This window comes from Microbacterium sp. RD1 (assembly GCF_052220165.1).
Taxonomy (GTDB): Bacteria; Actinomycetota; Actinomycetes; order Actinomycetales; family Microbacteriaceae; genus Microbacterium.
Window position 1 is genome coordinate 945,702 of sequence record NZ_JBQPOL010000001.1, and the last position, 24,164, is coordinate 969,865.

Consider the following 24,164-nt stretch of genomic DNA (forward strand, 5'->3'; position numbering starts at 1 on the left):
GAGCCGATGGCGATCGAGTCGCCCGCGCACGGGCACGCCCCCGTCCACCCCGACGACCGTGAACTCGTCGACGACCTTCGTCGCGGACTCGTCGCGGCGGGGGAGCGGTTGAGACGGGCGACGCCCTCCGACCCCGCGCTGCGCCCTGCCACGCTCCTCGGAGAGCCCGTCACGGGGACGCGATGACCGTGCGCGACGTGTCATCCGTCGTCGCAGCGGTGCACCGCCGGGAGGTCTCCGTCCGCGACCTCGTCGAGGAGTCACTGGCGAGAATCGACCAGGTCGAGCCCGCCGTGAACGCTCTCATCACCATCACCGACGCGCAGGCGCGCGCCCAGGCGGGCCTGCTTGATCGGAGCACGTCCGACCAACTGCGGGCCATGCCGCTGGCGGGGATCACCGTCGCGGTGAAGGACAACATCGACACCGCCGACGCGCCCACCACCTCGGGATCGGGCTCCCTGAGAGGGAATCGTCCTCCCCAAGACGCCACCACCGTCCGCCGCCTGCGGGAAGCGGGTGCCGTCGTCGTCGGCAAGGCGAACCTGCACGAGTTCGGTTGGGGTGGATCGACGGAGAACCCTCACTACGGGCCCACCCGCAATCCGTGGGACCTTTCGCGCAATGCGGGCGGGTCCAGCGGGGGGTCAGCCGCCGCCGTTGCGGCGGGGGAGTGCGTCGTGGCCCTCGGGACCGACACCGGGGGGTCGATCCGCCTCCCCTCGGCGATGACCGGCATGACCGGCTTGCGCCCCTCCGTCGGTCGTGTCAGTCTGCACGGCGTCTTCCCCCTCGCCTGGACGATGGACACCGTCGGGCCGATCGCGCGGACCGCGGAGGACGTCGCCGCGGTGCATCGCGTCATCGCCGGGTACGACCCCAAGGACCCGGGCAGCTCCCGCCGGCCCGTGCCTCCGTCTCGGGGCGACGACGATCTGCGGGGAAAGCGCGTCGGCGTCATCCGGGGCATCACGTTCGAGCGTGCCGAGCCCGGCATCGCGGCGGCCTTGCGACGGGCGGTCGACGACTTGGCCAACGCCGGAGCCGTGATCGTCGAACTCGAGGTCCCCGGCCTCGACGCCTACTACGACGCGTGGCTCATCATCCATGTAGCCGAGCCCAGTGCCGTCCACCGGAGCCTGCTTTCCGAGCGCCGGGACGCGTACGGCCCGGATGTGCGTGCGCTGCTGCTCGCCGGCGAGTCGGTGACGGCATCCGACTACCTCCTGGCCCAGCGCTACCGCCGCTATCTCCGTCAGCGCTTCGAGGAGATCTTCGCGCGGGTGGACGGTTTCCTCCTGCCGGGATTCGCCACGACGGCTGCCACGATCGGTGCCGACCCGGCCGACGTCGTCCGCGCATTCGTCCTGCCGGAGGGCCCCCAGCGCTTCTTCACCGGCCTTGCCAGCGTCCTCGGGAGCCCCGCGCTGGCCCTTCCGATCGGGTTCGTCGACAGGCTTCCCGCGGGGATGCAGATCGTGGGTCGACCGTTCGACGAGGAGGGCATTCTGTCCCTCGGTATCGCGTATCAGCAGATCACCGCATGGCACGCCGCGGTCGCCCCCGTGCAGCCGCGCTGAGAATCGCTCCGACACCGAGAACCGGCCCCGCGACGACGTGTCACGGGGCCGGTTTGTGAGCGGGGGACTCAGCGTCCGGAGTCGAGCACCCGCGTCTCGAGGTATTCCAGCTCGGGCGTGTGCGCGTCGTCGCCGTCGATGTCGACGATGAGGTCGCGATAGGGCGTCGTGGGGATGCCGTTGAGCTGGTGCACTCCGCCGCGCTCGGCCGGAGCCGAATGCGTCCAGTACTCCACCACATGACGTGCCGGCGTGCGGTTCACGTGCAGCTGGAAGATGTCCGGCCGCGAGTAGTGCCCCACCGCGTCGGCGCCGCCGCGGGCGCCCTCGATCTCGGCGAAGTCGAGGTCGCCGATGAGGAGACCCTCCTCGTGCTCGTCCAGCGGCGTCGCTACCGAGTTGCCGTTCGGGCCCCAGATGCGCGAATACCCGCCGCCGGCCAGCAGGTGCTGGGCCGACAACTCGTCGTAGGCGTAGAGGTCGACGCCCGCCTGGCTGATGGTGTTGTGCGCCTCGAGCACGAAGGACTGGCCCTCCACCGCGTAGCTGAGATTGATCGCGTGGGTCACTTCAGGACCGAACGAGTGCGCGAGCGAGGTGTAGTTCGTCATGTTCGGCCAGGAGGCGACGTGGATCTGCTCGCCCATGCTGTACATCGTGTACTTCGTGAGTGGCTGAAAATGCTCCCAGCAGTTGAGGGCACCGACACGAGCGAACGACAGCTGGTGCACCTGCAGATCCACGCCCATGCCGTCGCCGTAGACCGAGCGCTCCACGTGCGTCGGCTTGAGCTTCCGGCGCACCGACACGAGCTCTCCGAACTCGTTGATCGTCGCCTGCGACATGTACAAGCTGCCGCGGTCGTACTCCGAGAAGCCCATTACGATCGCGATGCGGTGTTCGCGCGCTGCGCGTGCGAGGCGCTTGAGCTCGGGGCCGTTTCGTTCGATCGAGTTCTCGTGGTACGGGGCGACGAACTTCGACTGGTAGCCGAGCGGACCGTGCCAGATCCACCACGGGTAGCCCGGGATGAAGACCTCAGGGAACGCGAGCAGCTGCACGCCTTCGCGAGACGCCTTCTCCATCCATTCGATCGACTTGTCGATGGTGGCGTTGGCATCGAACCACACGGGCTCGAGCTGCGCGACGGCGGCGCGGATGATCGGGAATGCCATAGGTTGCCTCCTTACAACAACGGCGCCGTGCGTGTGTGGCGCTAGGTTCCCGACATTAATTCGGCGCTCCCCGCGCGGAACCACGCGGGGGTGCCACCGGACTGCGGACCAGTGCCACTCCGGTGGTCGACGCCGTAACCTCGCCGCGGCGACGGACGCAAGGTCGATTATCATTACTTCACGGGGTGATCCATGGTCCGCCCCCGCCCGCCTCTGTGAGGACGAGATGAGCGCGAACGCCTCGGGTTCGGCGCCGGCGCGTAGCCGGATGCTGTCGTCGCTTTCGCCTGCGACCCGGTCGCACACAGCCGGGAACATCGGCCGGTGGCGTGAGATCATGTTCGAGTCCTTCGCCGAGCTGGATTTCGAGACCGCCGAGGCGTCCCGTTTCTCCGGGAGGCTGTGGAACTCTATGATCGGGCCGACGGGCGTTATCGCCCTGCACGGATCGTCGCTGACGGCATACCGGCGTCAGGAGCACGTCCGCGCCGATCCTTCGCCGCTCACCACGGTCATCTGGCAGCTCTCGGGGGTCTCCTCAGCCCGGCAGGATGAGGAGGAGGTCGTCTTCCGCGCGGGAGACGTCGTCTTCCTCGACCGAGCGGTCGAGTACGTCGTAGAGTGCGTGACCCCTTTCGAGCAGCTGGTCTTCAGCGTGCCGACCGAATCGCTGACGGCACACCTGCCCGAGGCGGCGCGCGAGACGCCGCTGCACGCGGCCGTGCGGCGGCCCGATGTCCTGTCCCGGCCGTGGCGGACCTATCTGTGGGACCTGAGCCTCGCCGCCCTGCATAACCCGACGGTCGACTTCCGCACTCACTCTCAGGGGCTGACGGATGCGCTCGGCGCCATCGCGGCATCCGAAGGACCGACCGCGGCGACCGGGGGCAAGGAGCGCGTGGTCGAGAGTACCGAGATCGTCGCGCATATCGCCTCGACCGCGCACGACCCGGACCTCACCGCCGAGCAGACCGCGCGGCGGCTGCTCATTTCGCGCCGGACACTGTTCCGCACTCTCCGTGCCGCGGGACTCAACTATCGCGACGTACTCCTGGAGGCTCGCTTCGAGCGTGCGCGCACTCTCCTGGCCGACGGCGGTCGCTCGCGCAGCATCGCGACCATCGCGATCGAGAGCGGCTTTGGGTCGGTGTCGCACTTCCACACCGTGTTCCGCGAACGTTTCGGTTGCACACCCGCGCAGTTCCGCGATGGCGCGACGTCCCCAAACGCGAGCACGGCGCGCCCGTGAGGTGACGAATCACTCATCGAAGGGCGCGCCCTCGATGAGTGCGGACCCCGCCGGCAGCGTGAGCGGGGCGCCAGCGTGCTCGATGTACGTACAAATGTGGAAGAAATGCGGGTACGGTGACGTGCTCTCCAGCTCGTTGCGCAGAACCTCGTGGAAGGCGCGCTTGAAGTCGAGGCGCGGATAATGCCGGAGAACCTCCGCTACGTCGCGTTCGTCGAGTTCCGCTCCCGGAACGCCGACCACATCGTGGACCAGGCCCAACTCCATGGCTTTGCTGCTGTCATCGCGGAACAAATTCACATCCCAGACGTGCAGCGCGATGTCGTTCCACACATGCCATGCGCGCTCGTCGCTGATCCCCTGCTGCAACAGGAAGGTCCGCGCGGCATCAGCCCCCTCGATCTCGAAGCGATTCGCACCGCGTGCGTGGTCGGTCAGTCCGAGGTCGTGCAGCACCGACGAGAGGAAGACCAGCTCGCGGTCAATCTGCAGACCCTGTTGCCGGGCGAACAGCTCGCTGAACCAGTAGCACCGCATCACGTGATTGAACAGCATGTCGTCGGAGACCGACCGAGCTAGCTCCTCCGCTTCCCGAGCGAGACGGCTGTCGGGAGCCTGGATGTCAGCGATCATGGGACCTCTCCTTTGAGTTGCCGGTGGTACACAAGGCGTCGTGAGACGGTCTCAGCCGAGGACCATCGAACCCGGTAGTCCGACCGTCTCTCCGCCGTCGGCGACGAACTCGGCGCCGGTCGAGAACGAGCTCTCGTCGGAAGCGAGGAAGACGACGAGGTCGCTGATCTCGGACGGCTGCCCCGCCCGCCCCTGCAGGACGTGGTCGAAATTGGCGTAGAGCCCATCGATCATCGGGGTCTGGACGTTCCCCGGGTGGATCGAGTTGACCCGGATGCCGAAGGGGGCCAGGTCGATCGCAGCATCCTTGGTGAGCCCGCGAAGCCCCCACTTCGAGGCGCCGTAAGCGACGGCTCCGGCGAAACCCTTCAGGCCCGCCGTTGAGGAGATGTTGACGATGGACGAGGGCCGAGCACGCGTCAGGGCCGGTGTGGCTGCGCGGATGCCGCGCAGGGCCCCCGTGAGATTGATCCCCAGCACCAGCTCCCATTGCTCGTCCGTGCAGTCGGCGACCGAGCCCCCGCGGAAGATTCCGGCGTTGTTCACCAGGACGTTCAGTTGGCCGAACTCCTCCTCCGCCATGCTGACCGCAGAGGCCCAGTCGTCGTTGTCGCGCACGTCGAGACGGACGAAGCGCGCGGCATCGCCGAGAGAATCGGCGAGAGCGGAACCAGTCGAAGCGTCGATGTCGCCTATCACGACAGAGGCGCCTTCGTCCACGAGCGCCCGCGCGTGACGAGCGCCCATGCCTCCCGCCCCGCCGCTGATCAACGCGACTTTGCCTGGCAGTCTCATCGCTGCTCCCCGTGGAAGGGCGATGTCCCGAGATCTGGGGGGCGACGGATCACGAACGGGCCCGAGAGCTTGCAACCCGAGCGCGCGTGCACCGCCGCTGCGACAGGAACGCGTCCTCGGTCTCTCTGCGACGATTCGCCACGGCGCTCCCTGCCAATCTGTCCGTCAAATTACTAACGAGTGTACGTTAGAAATTGATGATCCGGCAAGCGACCATACGGACTGGATAGCTCGTCGCGTGAAGTACTGTCGACCGCGGCTGGGGCACTGCATCGCCTGGCAGCGGCATCGCCGTGGACAATTGGTCGCTCCGGTTGACGGGTCTCGTCACATTCCCCACCGCAGGCACATACACCTTCGTCACCAACAGCGACGACGGCGCCCGCGTCTGGGTGAACGACGTCTTGATCGTCGACAAGTGGTCGCCCGGCCTGCTGCAGCGCGCGGGCACGCCCATCATCGTCAGCGCGGGAGAGACGCGGCGCATTCGGGTGGAGATGAACGAGGGAGTAGGTGACGCGCTCCTGCAGCTGAAGTGGATCGCTCCCGGGTCCTCCTCGGCGGTCATCGTGCCTGGGGCGCAGCTGCGGCCCGACTTCGGGCTCGTCACAAAGAGCAAAGTCTTCGACTCCACGACCGTTGCCGGAGCATCTGCGCCGTCTGTCACGACCACGATGAAGTATCAGCATCCGTGGCTCGGTCAAGCGACAGAATCTGCGGTGGACCCCGTGAATCTCAACCTGCGCACCGAGGTCGCGTACGAACAACCCGGGGCCGCCGGATGGCTGCGCCGAACCACGCGCACTCTTCCGGCCGGGAACGCGACCGGTGCCCACAGCACCGCGGCAACGACGACCGCGTACTACGGCGACCTGGAGGATGCGCCCGCCGTGTGTGGCATACCGGCCGGCACTCGACAGTACGGGATGGCGAGGTCAACGACGGGGCCGACGTCTTCCAGCGGCACCACCGTGAGGACGCAGTACGCCTACGACGTCTGGGGGCGCACGGTGGGAACGAAGCGCACCGGCGACGCGAGCTGGTCGTGCACGAGCTTCGATGTGCGCGGCCGCGTCACGTCGCAGTCCGCGGTCGGGCCGTCGGGTGCGGCGACGCTCACGACGCTCACGACATACTCCGCGACCGCAGCTGGGCTCAAGGTGACCGTCGCAAACGGCGCCGTGACTGGTTCACCGAACGGGTCGACTATCACGACTGAGTCTGACCTGCTCGGACGGACGATTTCGTCCACGGATGTGTGGGGCACGGTAACGACGACCTCATGTGACCCCATCACCGGTCGGGCTGTGAGCAGCGCCACAACGCCTGCTGGCGGATCCGCCGTAGTGACGGCGTTCGAGTACGACCTCGACGGGAAGGTTTGGAGGGTCACCCATGCTGGGCAGCTCGCGGCGACGGTGGCATACGACTCCCTTCAGCGACTCGAGGGCGTCTCGTATGAGGGCGGTGCAGAACTTGGTTCGCTGGTGCGAGACCTCGCAGGGCGCCTCACCGCGCAGACGTGGACGTTCCCCACCACGGACCCGATCACGGATTCGGTGGCGCGGTCGCAGTCGGGACGAGTGGTTCAGCAGACGCAGGCGCGTGGGTCCACGACGCATATCTCCACCTATGGGTATGACTCAGCGGGACGGCTGGTATCTGCCGCTATCCCGTCGCACACCCTGACATATGGGTACGCGGCGGTCGGCGGATGCGGTGCAAACACTGCTGCGGGAGCATCCGGCAATCGGACCACCGCGACAGACGTCTACACCGCACCCGGGGCTGGAACGTCCGTCACGACGACGTCCACATATTGCTACGACTGGGCGGACCGCCTCCTCTCTAGCGCGGTGACGAATCCTGTTCCCGGCGCGCACCAGGTCGCTGACGGCCTGACGACCAGTGAGATCAGCTACGACGCGCGCGGCAACATCACCGAGCTCGCGGACGCCACCCTCACGTACGACGCGGCCAACCGTCACATAAAGACGCAGTGGGCTGACGGAACCGTCATGACCCTGCTCCGCGACGCAACGGGAAGAATCGTAAAGCGAACGGTCACGCCGTCCGGCGGGAGTGCGGTGGCCACCACTTACCTCCACGCCGGGGGTGGTGACTCGCCGTGGGCGACCAAGACCGGGTCCACGATCACAAGGCACCTCTCGCTCCCGGGCGGAGCCAGTGCCACCGTCACCGGATCAGCGAAGCAGTGGTCGTACCCATCGCTGCTGGGACACACGCTGGCGACGGGCGACGGCGAATCATCGGGCGACGTGCTGTTGTGCGACCCGTTCGGACAGCCGCTCGACCCCGTCAGCCGTGCACTGGGCACCGCAACGGCCGATGACACCGGGACGACCAGCGACCGTACCGGGTGGCATCAGGCCGGTCTGAAGCTCGCGCACACGTCGGGCACGTTTACGATCGTCGAGATGGGCGCGCGCATATACGTCCCCGCGCTCGGTCGGTTCTTGTCCGTCGACCCGATCGAAGGCGGCGTCGACAACGACTACGTCTGGCCCACCGACCCGATCAACAAACACGATCTGAGTGGCGAGTTCACGGCCGACTCCGCGGAGCGCTGGATCAAGGCGGGACGTTCGGTCACCAAGCTGGACAACGGTCTATCCCGCCACGCGAGAGACACCCACCGAGTTCAGTCGACTGCGAGGAATGCGGGCACGATCGCCAGGTACTCGTCATATGGACTGACGGCTCTCTCTCTTACGCTGCTTGTAGCAGCCAGGTTCGTTCCGGTGCCTCCAGTCGCTGCCACCGTGACGGCCGCCTCAACCGTGGTGGGCGGAGTAGCTTGGGGAATAGGCGTTACCGGTCTGGTGAGCTCATGCATTGGATACGCTTTGGACGCGCAATGCTGGGGGAGTGTTCCCGTTGCCCTTTTCTCCCGCGTCTTTGCTGCCGTCGGTGCAGGCCCTATCGCGGCGACCATTTTTGACGCTCATATGATCGCGGTAGATGAGCTACCGACGGTCCTCGGCCTTCTTGGGGTCGCGACGACGAAACGGCCCACGCCATGGACACCGTGAATACGATGGACATCTTTGTGAAGGCCGACTCAAGCTGGCGGCCTGCCACAGTGCTGTTCGGGCTGACGATGATGGAGGTCTTGGCGGTGGGCGGGGCCGTGTCATGGGGGAACCGCCCATTTGGCGTGCCGCAGGCGGGCGCCTGGCTTGCCTTCGGCCTCATCGCTCTAATCGTCATGCCGGGGGTTGTCCACTTCCGCTATGTCGCAATTTCGCGGCTCCCGGCGATTCCTAGCGCGGCGAGGGCTCACCGTTCTCGTGAGCTTCTCCAACGGCGCATTCGTTCGGGCAGGAATGACCCCCGTCTCCGTTGACGGTGGTCATTTGGTCGCGGGTTCGGAGGGGTTGGAAGTTTGGAACAGTTCTTCGGGCCCTGCGCGGCTGTACTCTTACCCCGGGCGCGAGCTGACAAAGGTGCTGCGAGTTCGCGTGCTCTGGGGTCTTCTCCAGATGCCGCTGGTGCGACTCATCTTTGCGAACGGCGACGTATTCGAGTGCCAACCCGTCTTCGCCAACATTCGTGACCTCTTCGGTTTTTGGAGCGGATCAATCCGGCGCGTCGCAGATCTCCTGATGTCCGCCTACGGCACGGGCAGAGGGTCTTCGTAAACGAGCTCGTGACTGCATGATCGGGTGTAACGCGGTTTGACGGACACTCCTGATTTCCGGTCAGAACGAGACTCTGCAACGCCGCCTTAGTAGGTGAACTCTAGAACGTGGCAGCTGTTGTCGTAGGCTCGCTCTAGGTTGGTGCACTAGGCGGTTGGGCGTGCGCGCGACGATCGTCAATATCGCGGACATTCCCGCTCAGGGACCCGGCTTGGTAACCTTCCTCCGGTCGGTTGAGGAATCGAGATCGTGCGCGCAGTCCGTGTGAATGACCTGACCACGGCGCTCCCTGTCCCTTCTGGTGGGAGACGGTCGCCGCAGCGAGGGACGACGCGATGCTAGCTTCGCGACTCGCGGCGGACGCAAAGTAAGGGGCGACGCGAGATTCCAGCAGCTCTTCGATTACCAGCATGGCCAAGTCGTTGACGTGCTTTCGGACGACAACTTTTCCTCAGGAACTCGGACCAAGTAGCGCACCACCAGCTGAGAAGCCCTGCGAACCTCTGGGACCCCAGGATCGCGGGGTTGTCATCTTGGGTCGTGCGGCCCGCCGGGGAAGATGTGCACAAGGACGACTTCGCGGACTGCCGTGCGCGGAACCGACCCTCGCAGACCGCATACCGGTTCGCCGGGGAGCCGGCGAAGGCATTGGAAGCATTGCTGCTGACGACATGTCGGCGATCCCGCGTTTCGCGTCCCGTCAGCTCATGTAGAGCACGCTGGCGAAGCTATTGCGTGGTGCGTACGTCTACGGGCTCGCGACGTCTAGCTCGATGGACATCTGGTCGAGTTGCGAGCCGCGCTCATACGCATTGTTGAACAGTGATGCACCTTCCGAAGACAGACTCACCGATTCGCTGCTGGCGTGCGTCGATGCCAAGCGGTTCCACCGGACCTCCGCCACAGGTATGCGGGGAAGAGAACCGTCGACGGACCACGGGTGGTCGATCGTGAGGCGATGCCCGCCGGCCGTCCGCTCGAGGCGAAGTTCGCTGAAAAGAATGGCGAGACGCCCGCCGTGGCCTTCGAACTGCACGTCGCCGGCGAATCGGATCTCGGACGGCAGTGGCTCGCCTGGGGTCAGGGGCGTTTCGAGCGGGAAGTGGATGGTCGTGGCGAGCAACCGCGCGCCGGAGTCAACGCTCACAACGCCGTCAGGCATGGCCTCGACGTAACGTCGAAAGCTCGTCTTTATCGGCCAGGACAAATGACCGGTCATCGACTCATCTCCGTCATCATGGCCAGGGCCGAACCACCACTACAGATCGAGGAGCAGACGTTTCCCGCGCGCGCGAGACACGCAGATGTACATGATGTCGTTCGCCGCGCGCTCCTCCGCGGTCAGGATGGAGTCTCGGTGCGCGACCTCGCCTTCCAGCACGACCGTCTCGCACGTTCCACACGTGCCCTCGGAGCAGGAGGAGAGGACGCTCACCCCCGCGGACCGCACAACCTCCAGCACGCTCCGGTCTTCGGGGACGTGCAGGGTCAGGCCGCTTCGCTCCAACTCGACGTCGAATGAGCCCGCGGGCGCGAGGTCCACATCCTCGCGGGGGGTGAACCGTTCAGAATGCACGACCTCCTCGCCCCACTGCGCCTCGAGAGCAGTGAGAAGGGGCCCCGGCCCGCACGCATAGATATGTGCACCGGCGCGGTCGGATGTGATGAGAGCGGCGAGATCCATGCGCTCGACTTCATCCCTAGGGTGCACGCGCACGCGATCGCCGTAACGCTCCTGCAGTTCGCTCACGAAGGCCATGGACGATCGCGAGCGTCCGGCATAGTGCAGCTGCCAGTCCACTCCGGCCGCGTCGGCCTCGCGCAACATCGGAAGGAGCGGGGTGATGCCGATGCCACCTGCGACGAAGGCGAGGGGGCCGTCGGCGTGCAGACGGAAGTGGTTGCGCGGTCCGCGCACCCGCAGCGGGCTCCCCTCGGAGACAGAGCGGTGGAGGTACGAAGAGCCGCCGCGGCTCGGCGTCTCCAGGAGGACGGCGATCTCCCACGCCGACCGGTCCTCGGGGTCGCCGCACAACGAGTACTGCCGCGTGACCCCCGTGTCGAGGATCACGTCGATGTGCGCGCCCGGTTCCCACGCGGGCAGATCCTCACCGTCGGGATGGGTCAGGGTGAGCCCGATGACCCCGTCCGCCAGCTCCCGGCGGCGGTGCACGTGCAGAGTGAGTTCCACCTCGTCAGCCGGCGTGCTCGATGGTGCCTCACGCACCTGCGTAGCCACCCCCGTCATGCCGCATGCATCCTCACCGGCATCGAGACGAACCCGCGGAGCCAGTTGTGCTCCAACGGCTCGGCCGAAAAGCACTCGAAGCTGTCCACGCGAGCGGCGAGCGCCGTCAGCAGCGCCCGCAGTTCGAGGCGTGCCAGGGGCTGCCCGGCGCAACTGTGCGCTCCGTGCCCGAATGCCAGGTGGTCACCGGCCTTGCGCGTGATGTCGAACCGATCTGGGTCCGAGTATTTGCGCTCGTCGCGGTTCGCCGACCCGTACATCACCATGACGCGATCTCCGGCAGGGATCATCTGCCCGTCGATCTCGCGATCGCGCGTCGCGACGCGCGTGAAGTAGGAGATCGGCGAGACGAGGCGGAGGGTTTCGTCGATGGCCCCGATCACGAGAGTGGGGTCCTCGCGCAGCAACTGCCACTGATCCGGGTTCTGAGAGAAGAACCAGATCGCACTCGCGGTCGCACTGATCGTCGTGTCGAGGCTCGGGCCCCAGTAGTCGGTGACCATGAGGGGGCACTGCTCGGGAGCGAGTTCTCCGTTCGCGGCGGCCTCCCAGAGGGCCGCAGCCCAGCCGCCAGGCTTCAGCTGGCTCTCGAGATCGGCTCCGTGACCCCAGGCGTAGGCCTCGGTGAGCGTGTCGGCGGCAGCAATGGTGCGCGGCGCGTCGGCGGGGCCGAAGCTGTTGAAGGCCGCGAGCCCCCACTCGAGCATGCGGTCCTTCACGTCGTCGGGGAGGCCCACGCGCTCGGCGACGATCGTCACGGGGAGGTGCTGAGCCAAGTCGGTGACGGCGTCGAACGTTCCTCGCTCCAGAAGCCGCTCCACGAGCGTCTCGGCCTCCGTCTGCACGTCGGGGGCGAGCTTGCGCAACTCCCTCGGGGACATCGGGCGGCGCAGGATGCCGCGGAGGTGCTCGTGGAAAGGACCGTCGCTGGCGATGGTCGTTCCGGCCATCGCCTCATTGAGCATGGGGTTCAGCCCCACGCCCTGCGACGACGAGAAGGATTCGTCGTCGCCCAGCACCTCGCGCACGCCGTCGTAGCGCGGGATCGCCCAGACGTCGCGCCCGCGCAGCCAAACGGCCGATCCGGTCTCACGCAGTTCCCGCCACGCCTCCAGAGGGTTGTGAACGGCGGCTTCCTCCCAGAGGTCGACGTCGCTTTCGGGTCGGGTCGGCGACAGTACTTCTGAAGTCATCAGGACACCCTCCTTCGGGTCTCGGTATCGGTCGCTTCTCTGCGGACACGGCCGTGGCTTGCTGGTTCCGGAGTATTCCACATTCCGGAACTGGAAACAATATCTGAATAGTCTGACAGGCCTTGGTGGAGTTCAACTATTTGACACGCATTTCGAATAGTCGATTAGGATGGGGCTATCGCCGCTGATCATCCAAAGGAGGATGTGGTGCCCGGAACGCTACAGGACGCAAATCGCTCGACGCCCCCGGAGGGAGCCGCACGGCCTTCCCGAGGCAGCTCTGCCGCCGTGGAGGGAATCAGATGAGCACGCGCGCGCGAAGCGCGCTCACGCCCTCGCTCGATGAGCCCTTCCACTTCATCGACGTCGACATCGACGACCCGGGCCCCGGCGAGATCCTCGTGCAGATCCTCGCCTCCGGCGTCTGTCACACGGATGCAGCGGCCCGCCACGGTGACCTGCCTTTCTCGTTCCCCGGCGTGCTGGGCCATGAGGGCTCGGGCATTGTGGCGGCCGTCGGCTCCGGCGTGACCACCCCCGCGGTCGGCGACCACGTCGTCCTCGGCTGGCCCTTCTGCGGGGAGTGCCGACGTTGCCTCGACGGGGAGCCGCGCTACTGCGACGTGGTCGAGTACGAGCTGCTCGCCGGGACCCGACTCCGCGGAGATAAGGCAGGCCGCAGCGCCTACTCAGGCACTGACGGTGAGACGGTGTCGGGTCACTTCTTCGGGCAGTCCTCCTTCGCGACATACTCGCTGGCGACCGCGCGACAGGCCGTCGTCATCCCACAGGACGTGCCCCTGGAACTCGCCGCGACACTCGCGTGCGGCATCCAGACAGGAGCCGGGGCGGTGTTCAACACTGCCAAACCCACGGCGGGACAAAGTCTCGTGGTGTTCGGGGCGGGAGCGGTCGGTCTGTCCGTCGTCATGGCAGCGACGAACACCCCGGCCACGCGCATCGTCGCGGTCGACATGCACGCATCTCGACTCGAGCTCGCCCGGCGCTTCGGCGCCACGGACGTCATCGACGCCTCCGCGTCCGGGGATGTCGTGGCAGACCTGCAGGTGATCCTCGGAGGACCTGCGGACTTCGCCTTCGAGTGCACCGGCTCCATCCGGGTGACGGAACAGGCCACGCGCTCGGTCGGCAAACTCGGCACGACGATCCTCATCGGAGGGGCACCCCTCGGGGCGACCTTCGAGGTCGACCACGGTCGCGCACTCAACGGCGCCCGTATCGTCGGCACGCTGGGGGGCAGCGGACGGGCCCACGTGCTGATCCCCGCTCTCCTGCAGCTGTGGAAACAGGGCCGGTTCCCGTTCGACCAGCTCGTGCAGACGTTCCCCTTCGACGACATCGCCGACGCCTTCGAGGCCAGTCGCACCGGTGCCGTCATCAAACCTGTCCTGACGATGAGCGCTGCGCAGCGCTGACCGACGACAACGAGTGGAGCAATCATGAGCATCACAGCCGAGCCCATCTGGCACGAGCGTCTGTTCTCCGGAGGGTGGACCCGTGGATCGGGTGACATCCTCGAAATCCGCGCGCCGGGAACCGGCGACCTCGTCGGACGCATCTCATCGGCGACGGCGGCCGACCTCGACGAAGCCGTGCGCTCGGCCACCGCGGCCCAGCGCGCGTGGGCATCGGCACCGTACACACAGCGCTCGGCGGTGATGCTGACCGCCGCCGATCGGCTGGAGAAGAATGCGGCGGCGCTGACTCCGATGCTCGCGGCCGAGTCGGGGTCGAGCCAGTTCAAGGCCGGCATCGAGATCGCCGTCGCGGTCGCGGAGCTTCGCGAAGCCGCAGCGCTCGCCTCGCACCCCGACGGCGAGCTGCTCCGCTCGGCGAAGCCGCGCCTGTCGTTCGCCCGTCGCATTCCCATCGGCGTGGTGGGGGTCATCGCACCGTTCAACATGCCGCTCGTCCTGGCTATGCGATCGGTCGCGCCCGCTCTGGCTCTCGGCAATGCCGTCGTGCTCAAGCCCGACGCTCGCACCTCCATCGGAGGCGGCCTCCTCATCGCCGATGTGCTGTCGGAGGCGGGTCTGCCGGAGGGTGTCCTTCACGTGCTTCCTGGTGACGGCGCGTTGGGTGCGGCACTGGTCACCCACCCGGGTGTGCCGTGCATCTCCTTCACCGGCTCGACGGCGGCCGGACGCAACATCGCGGCGGCGGCCGCGCCGCTTCTGAAGCGGCTCCATCTCGAGCTGGGCGGCAACAACGCCCTCCTCGTTCTCCCCGACGCCGACGTCGAGGCGGCGGCATCGGTGGCGGCATGGGGAACCTACTTCCACCAGGGCCAGGTGTGCATGACGAGCGGTCGGCACCTCGTCCACCGCTCGGTCGCCGAGCAGTACGTGCAAGCGCTGGTGCGTCGCGCCCAGGCCATACCGCTGGGTGAGAGCTCGGACCCCGCCAACATGATCGGACCCCTGATCGACGAGCGGCAGCGCGATCGCGTGCACGGCCTGGTCACCCAGGCGGTGGAGCACGGTGCCGCCGTCGCGACCGGGGGAGCCTTCGAGGGCCTGTACTACCAGCCGACCGTTCTCACCGAGGTGGCCGGGGACAACCCCGCGTGGACGGAGGAGATCTTCGGTCCGGTGGCGCCGGTCTACATCTACGACGACATCGACGAGGCGATCGACCTCATCAACGACAGCGAGTACGGGCTGTCGGTGTCGATTCTCACAGCCGACGCGCTCGCCGCATACGAGCTGTCCTCGCGCCTGGAGGTGGGCGCCGTGCACATCAACGACTCGACCATCGACGACGAGCCGAACATACCCTTCGGCGGTATCAAAGCCTCCGGTGTGGGCGGCCGCTTCGGCGGACCTCACGCCAATCTCGAGACCTTCACCGAGCTGCAATGGGTGACCATGCAGAGCCAGACCGAACGGTACCCGTTCTGAGACCCGACCCGCCCGAAGAATCGAGAGCCATCATGTCCCCGACACCGTCGCCGTCCGCAGAGCCGGGCCTGATCGACGTCCACGCGCACTTCGTTACCGACCAGTACGTGACCGCCGCACTGGAGAGGGGGCTGAACCGCCCCGACGGGATGCCGGGGTGGCCCAGCTGGGATGTCGACGACAACCTCCGGCTCATGGATGCCACGGGTGTCGAGCGGTCCATCCTGTCGATCTCGTCTCCCGGGGTGCACTTCGGCGACGACGCGCAGGCGCGCGCACTGGCTCTGCACGTGAACCAGTTCGCCAGCGAGATCTCGCGGCTGCATCCGGATCGCTTCGGCTTCTTCGCGGCGCTCCCGGTTCCCGACATCGCGGGCGCTCTCGAACAGGTCGCCCTGGCGACGGAGATGGGGGCCAGCGGCTTCGTCGTGGAGAGTTCTCCGCGGGGGGTGTATCTGTCCCACCCGCGCTACGACCCGCTGTGGGCGGCGCTGGACGAGCAGAGGGCGGTCGTGTTCGTCCATCCGACCTCGCCGCCGGGGACCGAGCTTGTCGACCAGGGCTTGCCGCGGCCGATGCTGGAGTTCCTCTTCGACACCACGCGCACCTTCGCCGGACTCATCGCGGCGGGAGTCCTCGATCGGTTCCCCGGCATCCGGTGGATCGTCCCCCATTCGGGGGCGGTCCTTCCGCTGCTCGCCGACCGGATGCAGTTCATCTTCGGCATCATGGAGCAGACTCAGCTCGAGTTCACCGCACCCGACGTGCGCGGGAGCCTTCGCAAGCTGTGGTTTGATGTCGCAGGCTTCCCCGTCCCGGGGCAGCTACCGCTTCTGACCGACATCGTCGGCACCGAGCAGATCGTCTACGGCAGCGACTCGGGTGCCACCGGACTGGCCGTCGTGCAGCGGCATGTGGAACTGCTGGGGGAGTTCGCCGACCTCAGTGTCCCCGACTGGCGAGGCGCCTTCGCCCGCAATGCGGCGCGTCTGCTCTCGGCACCCGCGCGCGTCTGACCGCCCGGAGACGGCTCTCAGTCGCCCCGACCGAATAGGCGGGTGGCCTCGTTGGCCGCGGCCACGACTTTGTCCGTCAGATCGTCGAGGAGGGCGCGGCCGCGTTCGGCCGGAGCCCAGATTCCCACGGCGCCGAGGATCGAGGCGTCGGCGGAGAAATAGGGCGCGGCGATTCCGAGCACTCCGGGGTTGAACTCGCCGTCGTCGATCGCCCAGCCTCGTTCGGCGATTCGCGGGAGCTCCTGATCGAGCATGGCTCGTACTGACTTGCGGTCGGCCTTCGGGAGCGACTCTAGGAGCTTGGCGATCATCGCCTCACGCAGCTCGTCGTCGGCGAACGCGAGCACCGCGCGCCCCGAGGACCGCCGATGGGTCTGGCCGCTGAGGCCGACGTACAGGCCCGCGGCGCGCACGGCCTGCGGACCGTCCGAGAACGCGGTCAGCACCACATCGAGTCCGACCACGTTCGATATCCAGGCGGTCTCGGCGGTGTCCGCGGCGAGGTGCTGGACGAAATCTGCCATGAGCCGCTGTGTGGACAAGCTTCGACGGTATCCGTCGTAGAGGAGGCCGGCGCGATGACCGATCCGCAGCGTGAGGTCGGGCTGGCGCACGACATACTCGCGGAACACCAGCGTGTTGTAGAGGTGGTAGCACGTGGTGATGTTCAGTCCCAGGCGCTCGGCGACCTCTTTCACTGTGACCGGGGTCGGAGACTCCGCGACCACCTCGAGGAAGGACAGCGCCCGCTCGACGGTCTGCAGCGTGCTCGGAGTCGACGCCTCGGCGCCCGCTGCCTGCCTCATCGCTCCACGCACCTTCCCTCGCATGCCGTGCGCATTCCACCTTATGACATGCATGTCAAAAGGTGCAGTAACGCGCAGGTCAGATGCGGCTGAGGAAGGCGGCGAACCGCCGCAGCACCTCCTCGGATTCCGGCAGCGACGGGAAGAGGACGAAGGAGTGCACCGAGTCGGGCACGAAGTACGTGTCGTGTTCGACCCCGCTGCCTGCGAGTGAGCGCGCCAGCGCGCGGGCATCGGATGCGAGGGACTCGTCGTCGGCGGCGGCGACGAACGTGGGCGGTAACCCGGCCGTCGAGCCCCGCAGGGGGGAGACTCCCGGGGAGCGCGGATCGGCGGTCTGCGCGTATGCGGCGGCCAGGGCCGTTGCGAACTCCTTCGGAAGCCACGGGTCGGCCGGTCCGGTCGGAGAGCTTCCCACATCGGCAACCGTGAGGTCGGCGAAGGGGGAAACGAGCAGAAGCGCGTCGGGGATCGCGCGGCCCTCGTCGCGGAGAGAGGCGGTCAGGGCCAGGGCAAGACCAGCGCCGGCATCCTCGCCGGCGACGACGATCATCGCATCCGGGTGATCCGCTCGCACCTGGTCGTACGCCGCGCGCACATCCTCCAGTGCCGCGGGGTACGGGTGCTCCGGCGCCAATCGGTAGTCCGGCATGAAGACCGTCGCCGTGCACGCCGCGCCCACCCGAGCGCCCCAGCCGGTGGCCGCCTCCGCGGAGCCGAACTGGTAGCCGCCGCCGTGCAGGAGGACGACGATGCGTTCGCCGGGTGAACCGTCGCCCACGCGGTAGGCAGGGACTCCGCCCAGCTCGACCGACCGGCGGGAGGGGGCAGGGGCCTCCAGTGAACGAACGAAGCGCTCGTACCCCTGTCGCCGCCCGCGCCAGGCGGTCGAATGATCGGCGAACGTGAGCGCGGTGCGCCACTGGTCGGCAGCCGCGGCGGACTCGGGTCTGCTCCGCTCCAACGCCCGGACGTCGGGTCCTGCCTCGGCTGCCGCGACGGGGTCATGGCCGTACAGCCATCCGTATTCGGCCTCGCTGAAGGGGTCGATCTGCATCGTGCCCGCCCAGATCCCGGCGCGGATCCGGGGTGTCTGAAGGTCGGGATCGCTGAGGGTGTACATGCGTGCCCGGGCGTCGGTCTGCAGTTTGGTGGCGCGAGGCCGTCGCAGTGCCTCGTACTCGCGGAGGGCGCGTGCGGCACTCGCGGCGTCGCTCACGCCGCGAAGGCGGATGGCGAGGGTGACCGCATCTTCCAGGGCGAGACCTCCGCCGTTGCCCGAGAACGGACCCATGGAGTGCGCGGCGTCGCCGATGAGAGCGGTGCGCTCGGTGACCCAGGTCGGAAGCGGGTCGCGGACGTAGATGCCCGTGAGGAGCGGATTGCTCATGGCGTCGAGTGCCTTTTCGACCTCTCCGCACGCCTCGGCGAAGTGCTCACGGAGCTCGGAGATGTCACCGGCTGCGGTCCACGACTCACGGGCGGCTTCGTCAGCGGGCACATAGGCCGACACATTCACGAGGTCGTCACGGATGGGATACAGCACGAAGAACTTCTGGCTGGCTGACCACAGCCGCAGCTGCTGGCGCTCTGCCGTCTCCGGCGCGGCGGAGGCCGGAAGGGCCGCACGCCATGTGACAAATTTCGCGAACGTCGAGTCGTCGGCGCCGAACAGCCGGTCGCGTACGACGGACTTGACGCCGTCGGCGCCCACGAGCAGGTCGCCGGTGACGGTCGCGCCGTCGGCCAGAACGACCTCGACTCCGTTCTCATCGGTGCGGAAGTCCGCCACGCGGCTGTTCAACCGGAGGTCGGCGGGGTCGAGCCGGGCGACCAGAGCGTCGAGGAGGTCGGCGCGGTGCGTCGACAGGTACCACTCGTCGCCGTACCGGTTCCCGATGGGGATCTCCAGCTGGACGGCTCCTGACTCGAGGTCGTGGTAAGCCCACCCGCTCGTACGGACCGCCCGCTGGGCGACAGCATCCGCGGCTCCCAGGTATCGGAGCGCCTTGACGGCGTTGGCCCCGAGGTTGATGCCCTGGCCGACGAACCCCAGCTTCGGCGCCTGCTCGAGGACGAGTGGATCGTGTCCTTCGTGCCGCAGGGCGATGGCCAGGGCCATGCCCCCGATGCCGCCGCCGGCGATGAGTACCTTCATGTTATCCGTCCTCGTTGACTGTCAGGTCATTATAGACAGACTATAACGCCCATAGCGAAGGAGATCCGGAGATAACTCGCTATTCAGACTGACCGTAATGCCACGCTGTGGCGCTAGAGTGGCACGCGAGCGGTTTACGGCCGCGGAACGAGTCGGAGGGGTCTGCGTGCCGAAGCGTCCGGACAGCGAGGGGGCCTCCGCCACGGCGGGGGTGCGGGACAGGCCGGCCTACGCCGAGCTGGCAGAGGCGATCCGCGACCGCATCGACCGCGGCGAACTGCGGATCGGCCAGCGCATCCCCTCTGAGCAGGCACTTGCCGAGCGGGAGCGCGTGAGCCGTCCGACGGTGCGCGAGGCGCTGCGGATGCTGCAGGAGGCCGGACATCTCGAGCGGGTCAGCCCGCGCATCCTCGTCGTGGCTCGCACGAGCGAGCAACAGGCCGAGCGGGCCCTGCGCCGCGCCTTCCGCCAGCAGCAGGTCTCCCTCGAGCAGGTGTGTGAGGCGCTGCTCGCCCTCGACCCCGAGATCCATCGCCTCGCGACGCTCCGGGCGACCGACGAAGAGCTCGCCACCCTTCGCGGCATCGTCGAGGCACAGGATCGGGCGGTGGGCGACCCGGGGGAGTGGAATCGACTGTCGCGCGCCATGCATCTGCGCGTGGCGGAGCTCGCGCACAACCCCGTCCTCGAGATCGCGCGGGGATCGATGAGTGAGCTGATCTACCCGTTCGCGCTGGCGATCTACGACCGCACTGAGCGGATCGAGCGCGTGCAACGGTTCAACCGGCTGACGGTCGCCGATATGGTGGCCCGAGACGCCGACAGCGCGGCCTTCTCGTCGCGTCGCGCCATCCTCGACTTCCAACGCGAGGGGGCGCTGCTCGAGGTCTCGCCCGGATCCGGAATGTCATAGTCTGCAACTGGTTTCACATAAAGAAAACTGTTAGCCTCGCCGGATGAGAGCGATGCGGTTCACCGGTGTCGGGCGAGCGCTGGCGGAGGCCGAGGTCGCAGCGCCGGTGCCAGGTCGGGGGGAAGCCCTCATACGCGTTCGGGCCGTGGGCCTGTGCGGCTCCGACCTCCACATCCTGGAGGGGCATACCCCCACGGCATCGACGCCGCTCACACTCGGACATGAGATCGCCGGCTCCCTCGAGCGGCTGACGGGCGATGCGCCGCGGGCGAACGAGGGAGACCGCGTGTTCGTCAACCCGATGGTCGGGTGCGGGACATGCCGCCTCTGCCGGGTGGGGGATCGAGCACTGTGTCCTCGCAAGCGCATCCTCGGGATTCACCTGGACGGCGGTCTCGCAGAGTACGTGGTCGCACCCCTGGGAAACCTGTGGGCGCTTCCGGCGAGCATGGATTTCGCCGCGATCGCCATGATCGAGTCGGCCAGCACGGCCCATCGAGCTCTCCGGACCGCCGGGGTGAGCGCGGGGGAGGCGGTGATGGTCATCGGTGCCGGCGGACTCGGCATCCAGGCGGTCCGCATGGCGAAGGCCGCGGGCGCACGCGTGATCGCGGTCGACACTGATGAGCGAAAGCGCGCCCTCAGCGTGGCGGCGGGGGCGGATGCAGCGCTGGCTCCCGCCGACGGCGACATCGCCGAGCGAGCGCGTGCCGCGGGGATCGAGGGGGACGGCATGGACGCCGTGCTCGACTGCGTCGGCATCCCTCAGACGTTTGCTCTTGCTCTGGAGGTCCTCGCCCCCGGTGGCCGGGCAGCCGTCGTCGGCATCGGCGAGCAGCCGCTGCCCCTGACCCCGCCCGCTCACTTCGTACGACGGGGGCTGCAGGTCGGTGCGGTGTACGGCTACACCGACGAGGACATCGAGGGCGTGATCGCGCTCGCCGTCTCCGGCCGTCTCGATCTCTCCGCGTCCGTCAGCGCGACAGTGCCGCTCGGTGAGGTCAACCGCGGACTGGACATGTTCGCATCGCGGACCTCTCCCCTCACGCGTGTCGTCGTCGAGGTGTGATGCCCCGGGAGGGCGCCCCTCAGACGAGCGCGGGGCGGGCTCTGTCGACTGGCTCCTCGTCGTCGTCGCCGGCCACCGCGTAGACGTCATCGCGATTGAGCGCCGACATGAGGTGCTGGTAGCGGTCGTCGGTGCTGGTGCGCGCAACGATCAGTGACACTCCTGAGCGCTCACGTGCGCCGCGGAGGGCGTCCCGTACGGCATCCAGGTCGGACACCGTCGCCACATGAGCGCCCATGGCCTCCGCGATCGCCGCGTAGTCGAACCGCTGCAGTTCTGACGCGATGACCCGCCCGCGTTGCCCGCTGAATACCCAGCCCAGCACGCCGTTGTCGAGCACGAGCACGGTGAGGTCGAGCTTCAGCTCGATCGCCGACATCAGCGCCGTCAGCGTCATGGAGAACCCGCCGTCGCCGCACACGGCGATAGCCGACTGGTGCGGCCGCGTCACCGCGGCCGCCATGGCCGCGGGCACGGCGTACCCCATACCTCCACCGCCATTGGGCTGCAGGACCGTTCCGCCCTCCCTGGACTGGAACTCCCGCAGGACGAAGAGGCGGTTCTCGCCGGCGTCGCACGTGATGATCGCGGTGCGCGGCGCCTCCTGCGACAGCACTGCGACGACATCCCGTCCGCTCAGCGCTCCGGGCGACGAGCGGAGCTCGCGGTCGAACACCGGCGCGGTGCTTCGGGCCTCGGCGACGCGGGCCACTCCATCCGAGGAGAACCCGGGAAGGGCGCGCGCCAGCGCAGGGATCACGTCGCGCGCGTCGCCGAGGACGTCGACATCCGAGGGGAGCGTCCAGGAGAGGTTGAGCGATTCCACGTCGACGTGGATGAGGCTCTGGCGACCCACATCGATCAGCGCCGGGTGGGCGTTCGCGGTGTCCGAGGCGCCGAGCTTGGTGCCGATCGCGAGGAGGAGGTCGGCGTCCCCGACCAGCGCGTTCGCGCAGTCGTGCCCGAACGACCCGATCACGCCGGCCGCGAGCGGGTCGTCCTCGGGAAAAGTGCCCTTGCCCGCCGGCGTCGTGGCCACCGGTATGCCCGTGCGTCGCACGAACTCCCGCAGCTCACGCTCCGCCGCTGCGAGGCGGATGCCGTTGCCGGCGATGATGACGGGACGCTGCGCCGACCCGATCAGAGCGGCCGCACGCGAGATCGCGGTGGCGGAGGGAGTGGGGCGCTCGATCGGCGGAGCCGCCGAGAGGTAGGAAGGGGGCTGCGCGCTCCGATCGATCCGGCCGAACAGCGCGCGACTGTGGAAGACGACCGCGACCGGTCCCGGCTCGCCGGTGGTCGCGTGCTTGATGGCCAGTTGCGTCATCTGCAGTGCCTGCGTCGCGTCTGTGGCGACGAACGTGCGCTTGGTGATGGCGCTGAGAGCTGCCGGCAGATCGTATGCCCCGTATCCGCCGTAGCCGGCCTGGTAGGGGCCATGGTGAGAGAAGCCGCCCCCGTCGGTCGCGTCGATGAGGAGCACCATCGGCGAGGCGCCCAGATGTGCCTCCATGATGCCGATGCTGGCATTGCCGAGGACCCATGCCCCTTGCCCGATCACGAAGGTGGGCGTGCCGGTGAGGCGTCCACGGGCTTCGGCCATGACCGTCGCGACCGACTCCTGGCGCACCAGGAGGGTGCGGACCCGGTCTTGCTGCGAGTACAGCGCGTCGTAGATCTGCATCGTATGCCCGCCCGGCATGCCGATGACGGTCGCATCCTCCTGGCAGGCGATCACCTCGGCGACGGCGCGTGCGCCGGTGAGAGGACGGCTGATCTCCTGAGGGCGCATGCCAGGTGCGCGCAGTTCTTCGACGCGTGTCATGAACGCTGGGCCTTTCCGTTACGGGTGGTGACCGCCGCGGATGCGAGCGGCGATCGGATCTCGTTGCGCAGGGTTCCGACGCCGGAGACGTCCACCTCGACGACGTCGCCTGCCCGGAGGAACACCGGGGGATCGGCCACAACTCCCACGCCGCCGGGGGTGCCGGTGACGATGACGTCGCCAGGGCTCAGCGGGGTGAAACCAGCGAGGTACCGCAGAATCGCGGACAGGTCGAAGATGAGGTCGGCCAGCGTCGCGGACTGCACCACCGTGCCGTTCACCCGTGTCTGCAGGCGCGTCGCGTCGAGGTCGTCGAACGCCTCCATCGTGGTGATCCACGGACCGAAGGATCCGACGCCGGCGAAGTTCTTTCCCGGCGTCCACTGCGAGTTGTGCACCTGCCAGTCACGGATGCTGGCGTCGTTGTAGCAGCTGAAACCCGCGATGGCGCCCATGAGGGCGTCCGCGTCCTCTTCGTACTGGGCGATCGAGTGCCCGAGGACCACGGCGACCTCGCCCTCGTAGTCGAGCTCTGTGGAATTTCGAGGGAGGTAGATCGGGTGGTCGTGAGCGACGTGGGTGTCGGCGAACCGGGTGAAGACCGTCGGATGCTGTGGCGCGATCGAGAGACCCGACTCCTCGCGATGGTCGCGGTAGTTCACCCCGATGCACAGGATCTTCCCCGGGTCGGGAACGGGAGGGAGGAGAGTGACGTCGGCGAGCGGGTACACGGTACGCCGCGCGTCGACGGCTTGTCGCACGTGCTCGAGGTCGTTGGCCAACGCCAAGCGGAGGGTGGGGCGATCCGGATCGGCAGAGCCGATGTCGATCACCTCATCGTCGGCGACGACCCCGTAAGACGAGCGGCCGTCCGCGACGTACGATGCGAGCTTCATGTGCGATCCTTCCGCCAGACGGTCA

General features: G+C 67.7%; 18 protein-coding genes and 1 pseudogene. 9 read left to right on the forward strand and 10 right to left on the reverse strand.

Translation table 11 applies throughout. The features are described from left to right. Nucleotides 1-6: 6 nt before the first annotated feature. Together ACTU3I_RS04560 and ACTU3I_RS04565 are read left to right on the forward strand one after the other, a co-directional pair. Complete coding sequence (locus ACTU3I_RS04560) at nt 7-186, forward strand: hypothetical protein (protein ID WP_442924448.1); 180 nt, start codon at nt 7-9, stop codon at nt 184-186. Continuing rightward, nucleotides 183-1,580 carry an amidase gene (locus ACTU3I_RS04565; protein ID WP_442924449.1) on the forward strand — a complete coding sequence of 466 codons (1,398 nt, stop codon included), beginning with the start codon at nt 183-185 and terminating at the stop codon, nt 1,578-1,580. Before ACTU3I_RS04560 ends, ACTU3I_RS04565 begins: the two co-directional genes overlap by 4 nt. Nucleotides 1,581-1,648: 68 nt before the next feature. Here the strand turns inward: ACTU3I_RS04565 and ACTU3I_RS04570 are convergent, their stop codons facing one another. After that, nucleotides 1,649-2,755 carry a carbon-nitrogen hydrolase family protein gene (locus tag ACTU3I_RS04570; protein WP_442924450.1) on the reverse strand — a complete coding sequence of 369 codons (1,107 nt, stop codon included), beginning with the start codon at nt 2,753-2,755 and terminating at the stop codon, nt 1,649-1,651. Nucleotides 2,756-3,092: 337 nt separating this feature from the next. Here ACTU3I_RS04570 and ACTU3I_RS04575 point away from each other — a divergent pair, with 337 nt between their 5' ends. Continuing rightward, on the forward strand, nt 3,093-4,004 hold the full coding sequence (locus ACTU3I_RS04575; RefSeq protein ID WP_442924451.1) for an AraC family transcriptional regulator: 912 nt from the start codon (nt 3,093-3,095) through the stop codon (nt 4,002-4,004). Nucleotides 4,005-4,013: 9 nt separating this feature from the next. On the opposite strand, the gene ACTU3I_RS04580 is transcribed toward ACTU3I_RS04575, so the two are convergent. Then, the gene (locus tag ACTU3I_RS04580) at nt 4,014-4,637 is read right to left on the reverse strand and encodes a diguanylate cyclase (RefSeq protein ID WP_442924452.1); all 624 of its coding nucleotides are present in this window, start codon (nt 4,635-4,637) and stop codon (nt 4,014-4,016) included. Between the two features lie 51 nt (nt 4,638-4,688). After that, the gene (locus ACTU3I_RS04585) at nt 4,689-5,432 is read right to left on the reverse strand and encodes an SDR family oxidoreductase (protein ID WP_442924453.1); all 744 of its coding nucleotides are present in this window, start codon (nt 5,430-5,432) and stop codon (nt 4,689-4,691) included. A gap of 260 nt (nt 5,433-5,692) precedes the next feature. Between ACTU3I_RS04585 and ACTU3I_RS04590 the strand changes: the two are divergent. Then, nucleotides 5,693-8,485 (forward strand): annotated as a pseudogene (locus ACTU3I_RS04590) (PA14 domain-containing protein); the annotation flags it as partial. 1,357 nt (nt 8,486-9,842) lie between these two features. Here ACTU3I_RS04590 and ACTU3I_RS04595 read toward each other — a convergent pair. The 3 genes from ACTU3I_RS04595 to ACTU3I_RS04605 are packed head-to-tail and all read right to left on the reverse strand — an operon-like array spanning nt 9,843 to nt 12,535. After that, the gene (locus tag ACTU3I_RS04595; protein WP_442924454.1) at nt 9,843-10,313 is read right to left on the reverse strand and encodes an HtaA domain-containing protein; all 471 of its coding nucleotides are present in this window, start codon (nt 10,311-10,313) and stop codon (nt 9,843-9,845) included. A gap of 39 nt (nt 10,314-10,352) precedes the next feature. After that, nucleotides 10,353-11,342, reverse strand: coding sequence for a PDR/VanB family oxidoreductase (locus tag ACTU3I_RS04600; RefSeq protein WP_442924455.1), 990 nt, complete (start codon nt 11,340-11,342; stop codon nt 10,353-10,355). After that, nucleotides 11,339-12,535 (reverse strand): cytochrome P450, encoded by a 1,197-nt coding sequence (locus tag ACTU3I_RS04605; protein ID WP_442924456.1) that lies wholly within the window; start codon nt 12,533-12,535, stop codon nt 11,339-11,341. The genes ACTU3I_RS04600 and ACTU3I_RS04605 overlap by 4 nt, the downstream gene beginning before the upstream one ends. Nucleotides 12,536-12,837: 302 nt before the next feature. Between ACTU3I_RS04605 and ACTU3I_RS04610 the strand changes: the two genes are divergently transcribed. The 3 genes from ACTU3I_RS04610 to ACTU3I_RS04620 are packed head-to-tail and all read left to right on the forward strand — an operon-like array spanning nt 12,838 to nt 16,472. After that, a complete protein-coding gene (locus tag ACTU3I_RS04610; protein ID WP_442924457.1) occupies nt 12,838-13,971 on the forward strand; it encodes an NAD(P)-dependent alcohol dehydrogenase in 1,134 nt (377 codons plus the stop codon). A 24-nt stretch (nt 13,972-13,995) separates the two neighbouring features. Next, a complete protein-coding gene (locus ACTU3I_RS04615; protein WP_442924458.1) occupies nt 13,996-15,456 on the forward strand; it encodes an aldehyde dehydrogenase family protein in 1,461 nt (486 codons plus the stop codon). Nucleotides 15,457-15,488: 32 nt separating this feature from the next. Then, on the forward strand, nt 15,489-16,472 hold the full coding sequence (locus ACTU3I_RS04620) for an amidohydrolase family protein (protein ID WP_442924459.1): 984 nt from the start codon (nt 15,489-15,491) through the stop codon (nt 16,470-16,472). Between the two features lie 17 nt (nt 16,473-16,489). On the opposite strand, the gene ACTU3I_RS04625 is transcribed toward ACTU3I_RS04620, so the two are convergent. Together ACTU3I_RS04625 and ACTU3I_RS04630 are read right to left on the reverse strand one after the other, a co-directional pair. Continuing rightward, nucleotides 16,490-17,278, reverse strand: coding sequence for an IclR family transcriptional regulator (locus ACTU3I_RS04625; RefSeq protein WP_442924460.1), 789 nt, complete (start codon nt 17,276-17,278; stop codon nt 16,490-16,492). A gap of 79 nt (nt 17,279-17,357) precedes the next feature. Further along, nucleotides 17,358-19,436 (reverse strand): alpha/beta hydrolase fold domain-containing protein, encoded by a 2,079-nt coding sequence (locus ACTU3I_RS04630; protein ID WP_442924461.1) that lies wholly within the window; start codon nt 19,434-19,436, stop codon nt 17,358-17,360. A 166-nt stretch (nt 19,437-19,602) separates the two neighbouring features. Between ACTU3I_RS04630 and ACTU3I_RS04635 the strand changes: the two genes are divergently transcribed. Together ACTU3I_RS04635 and ACTU3I_RS04640 are read left to right on the forward strand one after the other, a co-directional pair. Next, nucleotides 19,603-20,349, forward strand: a complete 747-nt coding sequence (locus tag ACTU3I_RS04635; RefSeq protein WP_442924462.1) for a FadR/GntR family transcriptional regulator — start codon at nt 19,603-19,605, stop codon at nt 20,347-20,349. 43 nt (nt 20,350-20,392) lie between these two features. Next, nucleotides 20,393-21,418 carry a zinc-dependent alcohol dehydrogenase gene (locus tag ACTU3I_RS04640; RefSeq protein WP_442924463.1) on the forward strand — a complete coding sequence of 342 codons (1,026 nt, stop codon included), beginning with the start codon at nt 20,393-20,395 and terminating at the stop codon, nt 21,416-21,418. Nucleotides 21,419-21,437: 19 nt separating this feature from the next. On the opposite strand, the gene ACTU3I_RS04645 is transcribed toward ACTU3I_RS04640, so the two are convergent. Then, the gene (locus tag ACTU3I_RS04645; RefSeq protein WP_442924464.1) at nt 21,438-23,243 is read right to left on the reverse strand and encodes a thiamine pyrophosphate-binding protein; all 1,806 of its coding nucleotides are present in this window, start codon (nt 23,241-23,243) and stop codon (nt 21,438-21,440) included. Then, nucleotides 23,240-24,139 (reverse strand): fumarylacetoacetate hydrolase family protein, encoded by a 900-nt coding sequence (locus ACTU3I_RS04650; protein WP_442924465.1) that lies wholly within the window; start codon nt 24,137-24,139, stop codon nt 23,240-23,242. The genes ACTU3I_RS04645 and ACTU3I_RS04650 overlap by 4 nt, the downstream gene beginning before the upstream one ends. Nucleotides 24,140-24,164: the final 25 nt, after the last annotated feature.

Coding starts and splice junctions, on each gene's coding strand:
- ACTU3I_RS04560 (WP_442924448.1), top strand. CDS start 7: ATGGCGATCGAGTCGCCCGCGCACGGGCACGCCCCCGTCCACCCCGAC.
- ACTU3I_RS04565 (WP_442924449.1), top strand. CDS start 183: ATGACCGTGCGCGACGTGTCATCCGTCGTCGCAGCGGTGCACCGCCGG.
- ACTU3I_RS04570 (WP_442924450.1), bottom strand. CDS start 2,755: ATGGCATTCCCGATCATCCGCGCCGCCGTCGCGCAGCTCGAGCCCGTG.
- ACTU3I_RS04575 (WP_442924451.1), top strand. CDS start 3,093: ATGTTCGAGTCCTTCGCCGAGCTGGATTTCGAGACCGCCGAGGCGTCC.
- ACTU3I_RS04580 (WP_442924452.1), bottom strand. CDS start 4,637: ATGATCGCTGACATCCAGGCTCCCGACAGCCGTCTCGCTCGGGAAGCG.
- ACTU3I_RS04585 (WP_442924453.1), bottom strand. CDS start 5,432: ATGAGACTGCCAGGCAAAGTCGCGTTGATCAGCGGCGGGGCGGGAGGC.
- ACTU3I_RS04595 (WP_442924454.1), bottom strand. CDS start 10,313: ATGACCGGTCATTTGTCCTGGCCGATAAAGACGAGCTTTCGACGTTAC.
- ACTU3I_RS04600 (WP_442924455.1), bottom strand. CDS start 11,342: ATGACGGGGGTGGCTACGCAGGTGCGTGAGGCACCATCGAGCACGCCG.
- ACTU3I_RS04605 (WP_442924456.1), bottom strand. CDS start 12,535: ATGACTTCAGAAGTACTGTCGCCGACCCGACCCGAAAGCGACGTCGAC.
- ACTU3I_RS04610 (WP_442924457.1), top strand. CDS start 12,838: ATGAGCACGCGCGCGCGAAGCGCGCTCACGCCCTCGCTCGATGAGCCC.
- ACTU3I_RS04615 (WP_442924458.1), top strand. CDS start 13,996: ATGAGCATCACAGCCGAGCCCATCTGGCACGAGCGTCTGTTCTCCGGA.
- ACTU3I_RS04620 (WP_442924459.1), top strand. CDS start 15,489: ATGTCCCCGACACCGTCGCCGTCCGCAGAGCCGGGCCTGATCGACGTC.
- ACTU3I_RS04625 (WP_442924460.1), bottom strand. CDS start 17,278: ATGAGGCAGGCAGCGGGCGCCGAGGCGTCGACTCCGAGCACGCTGCAG.
- ACTU3I_RS04630 (WP_442924461.1), bottom strand. CDS start 19,436: ATGAAGGTACTCATCGCCGGCGGCGGCATCGGGGGCATGGCCCTGGCC.
- ACTU3I_RS04640 (WP_442924463.1), top strand. CDS start 20,393: ATGAGAGCGATGCGGTTCACCGGTGTCGGGCGAGCGCTGGCGGAGGCC.
- ACTU3I_RS04645 (WP_442924464.1), bottom strand. CDS start 23,243: ATGACACGCGTCGAAGAACTGCGCGCACCTGGCATGCGCCCTCAGGAG.
- ACTU3I_RS04650 (WP_442924465.1), bottom strand. CDS start 24,139: ATGAAGCTCGCATCGTACGTCGCGGACGGCCGCTCGTCTTACGGGGTC.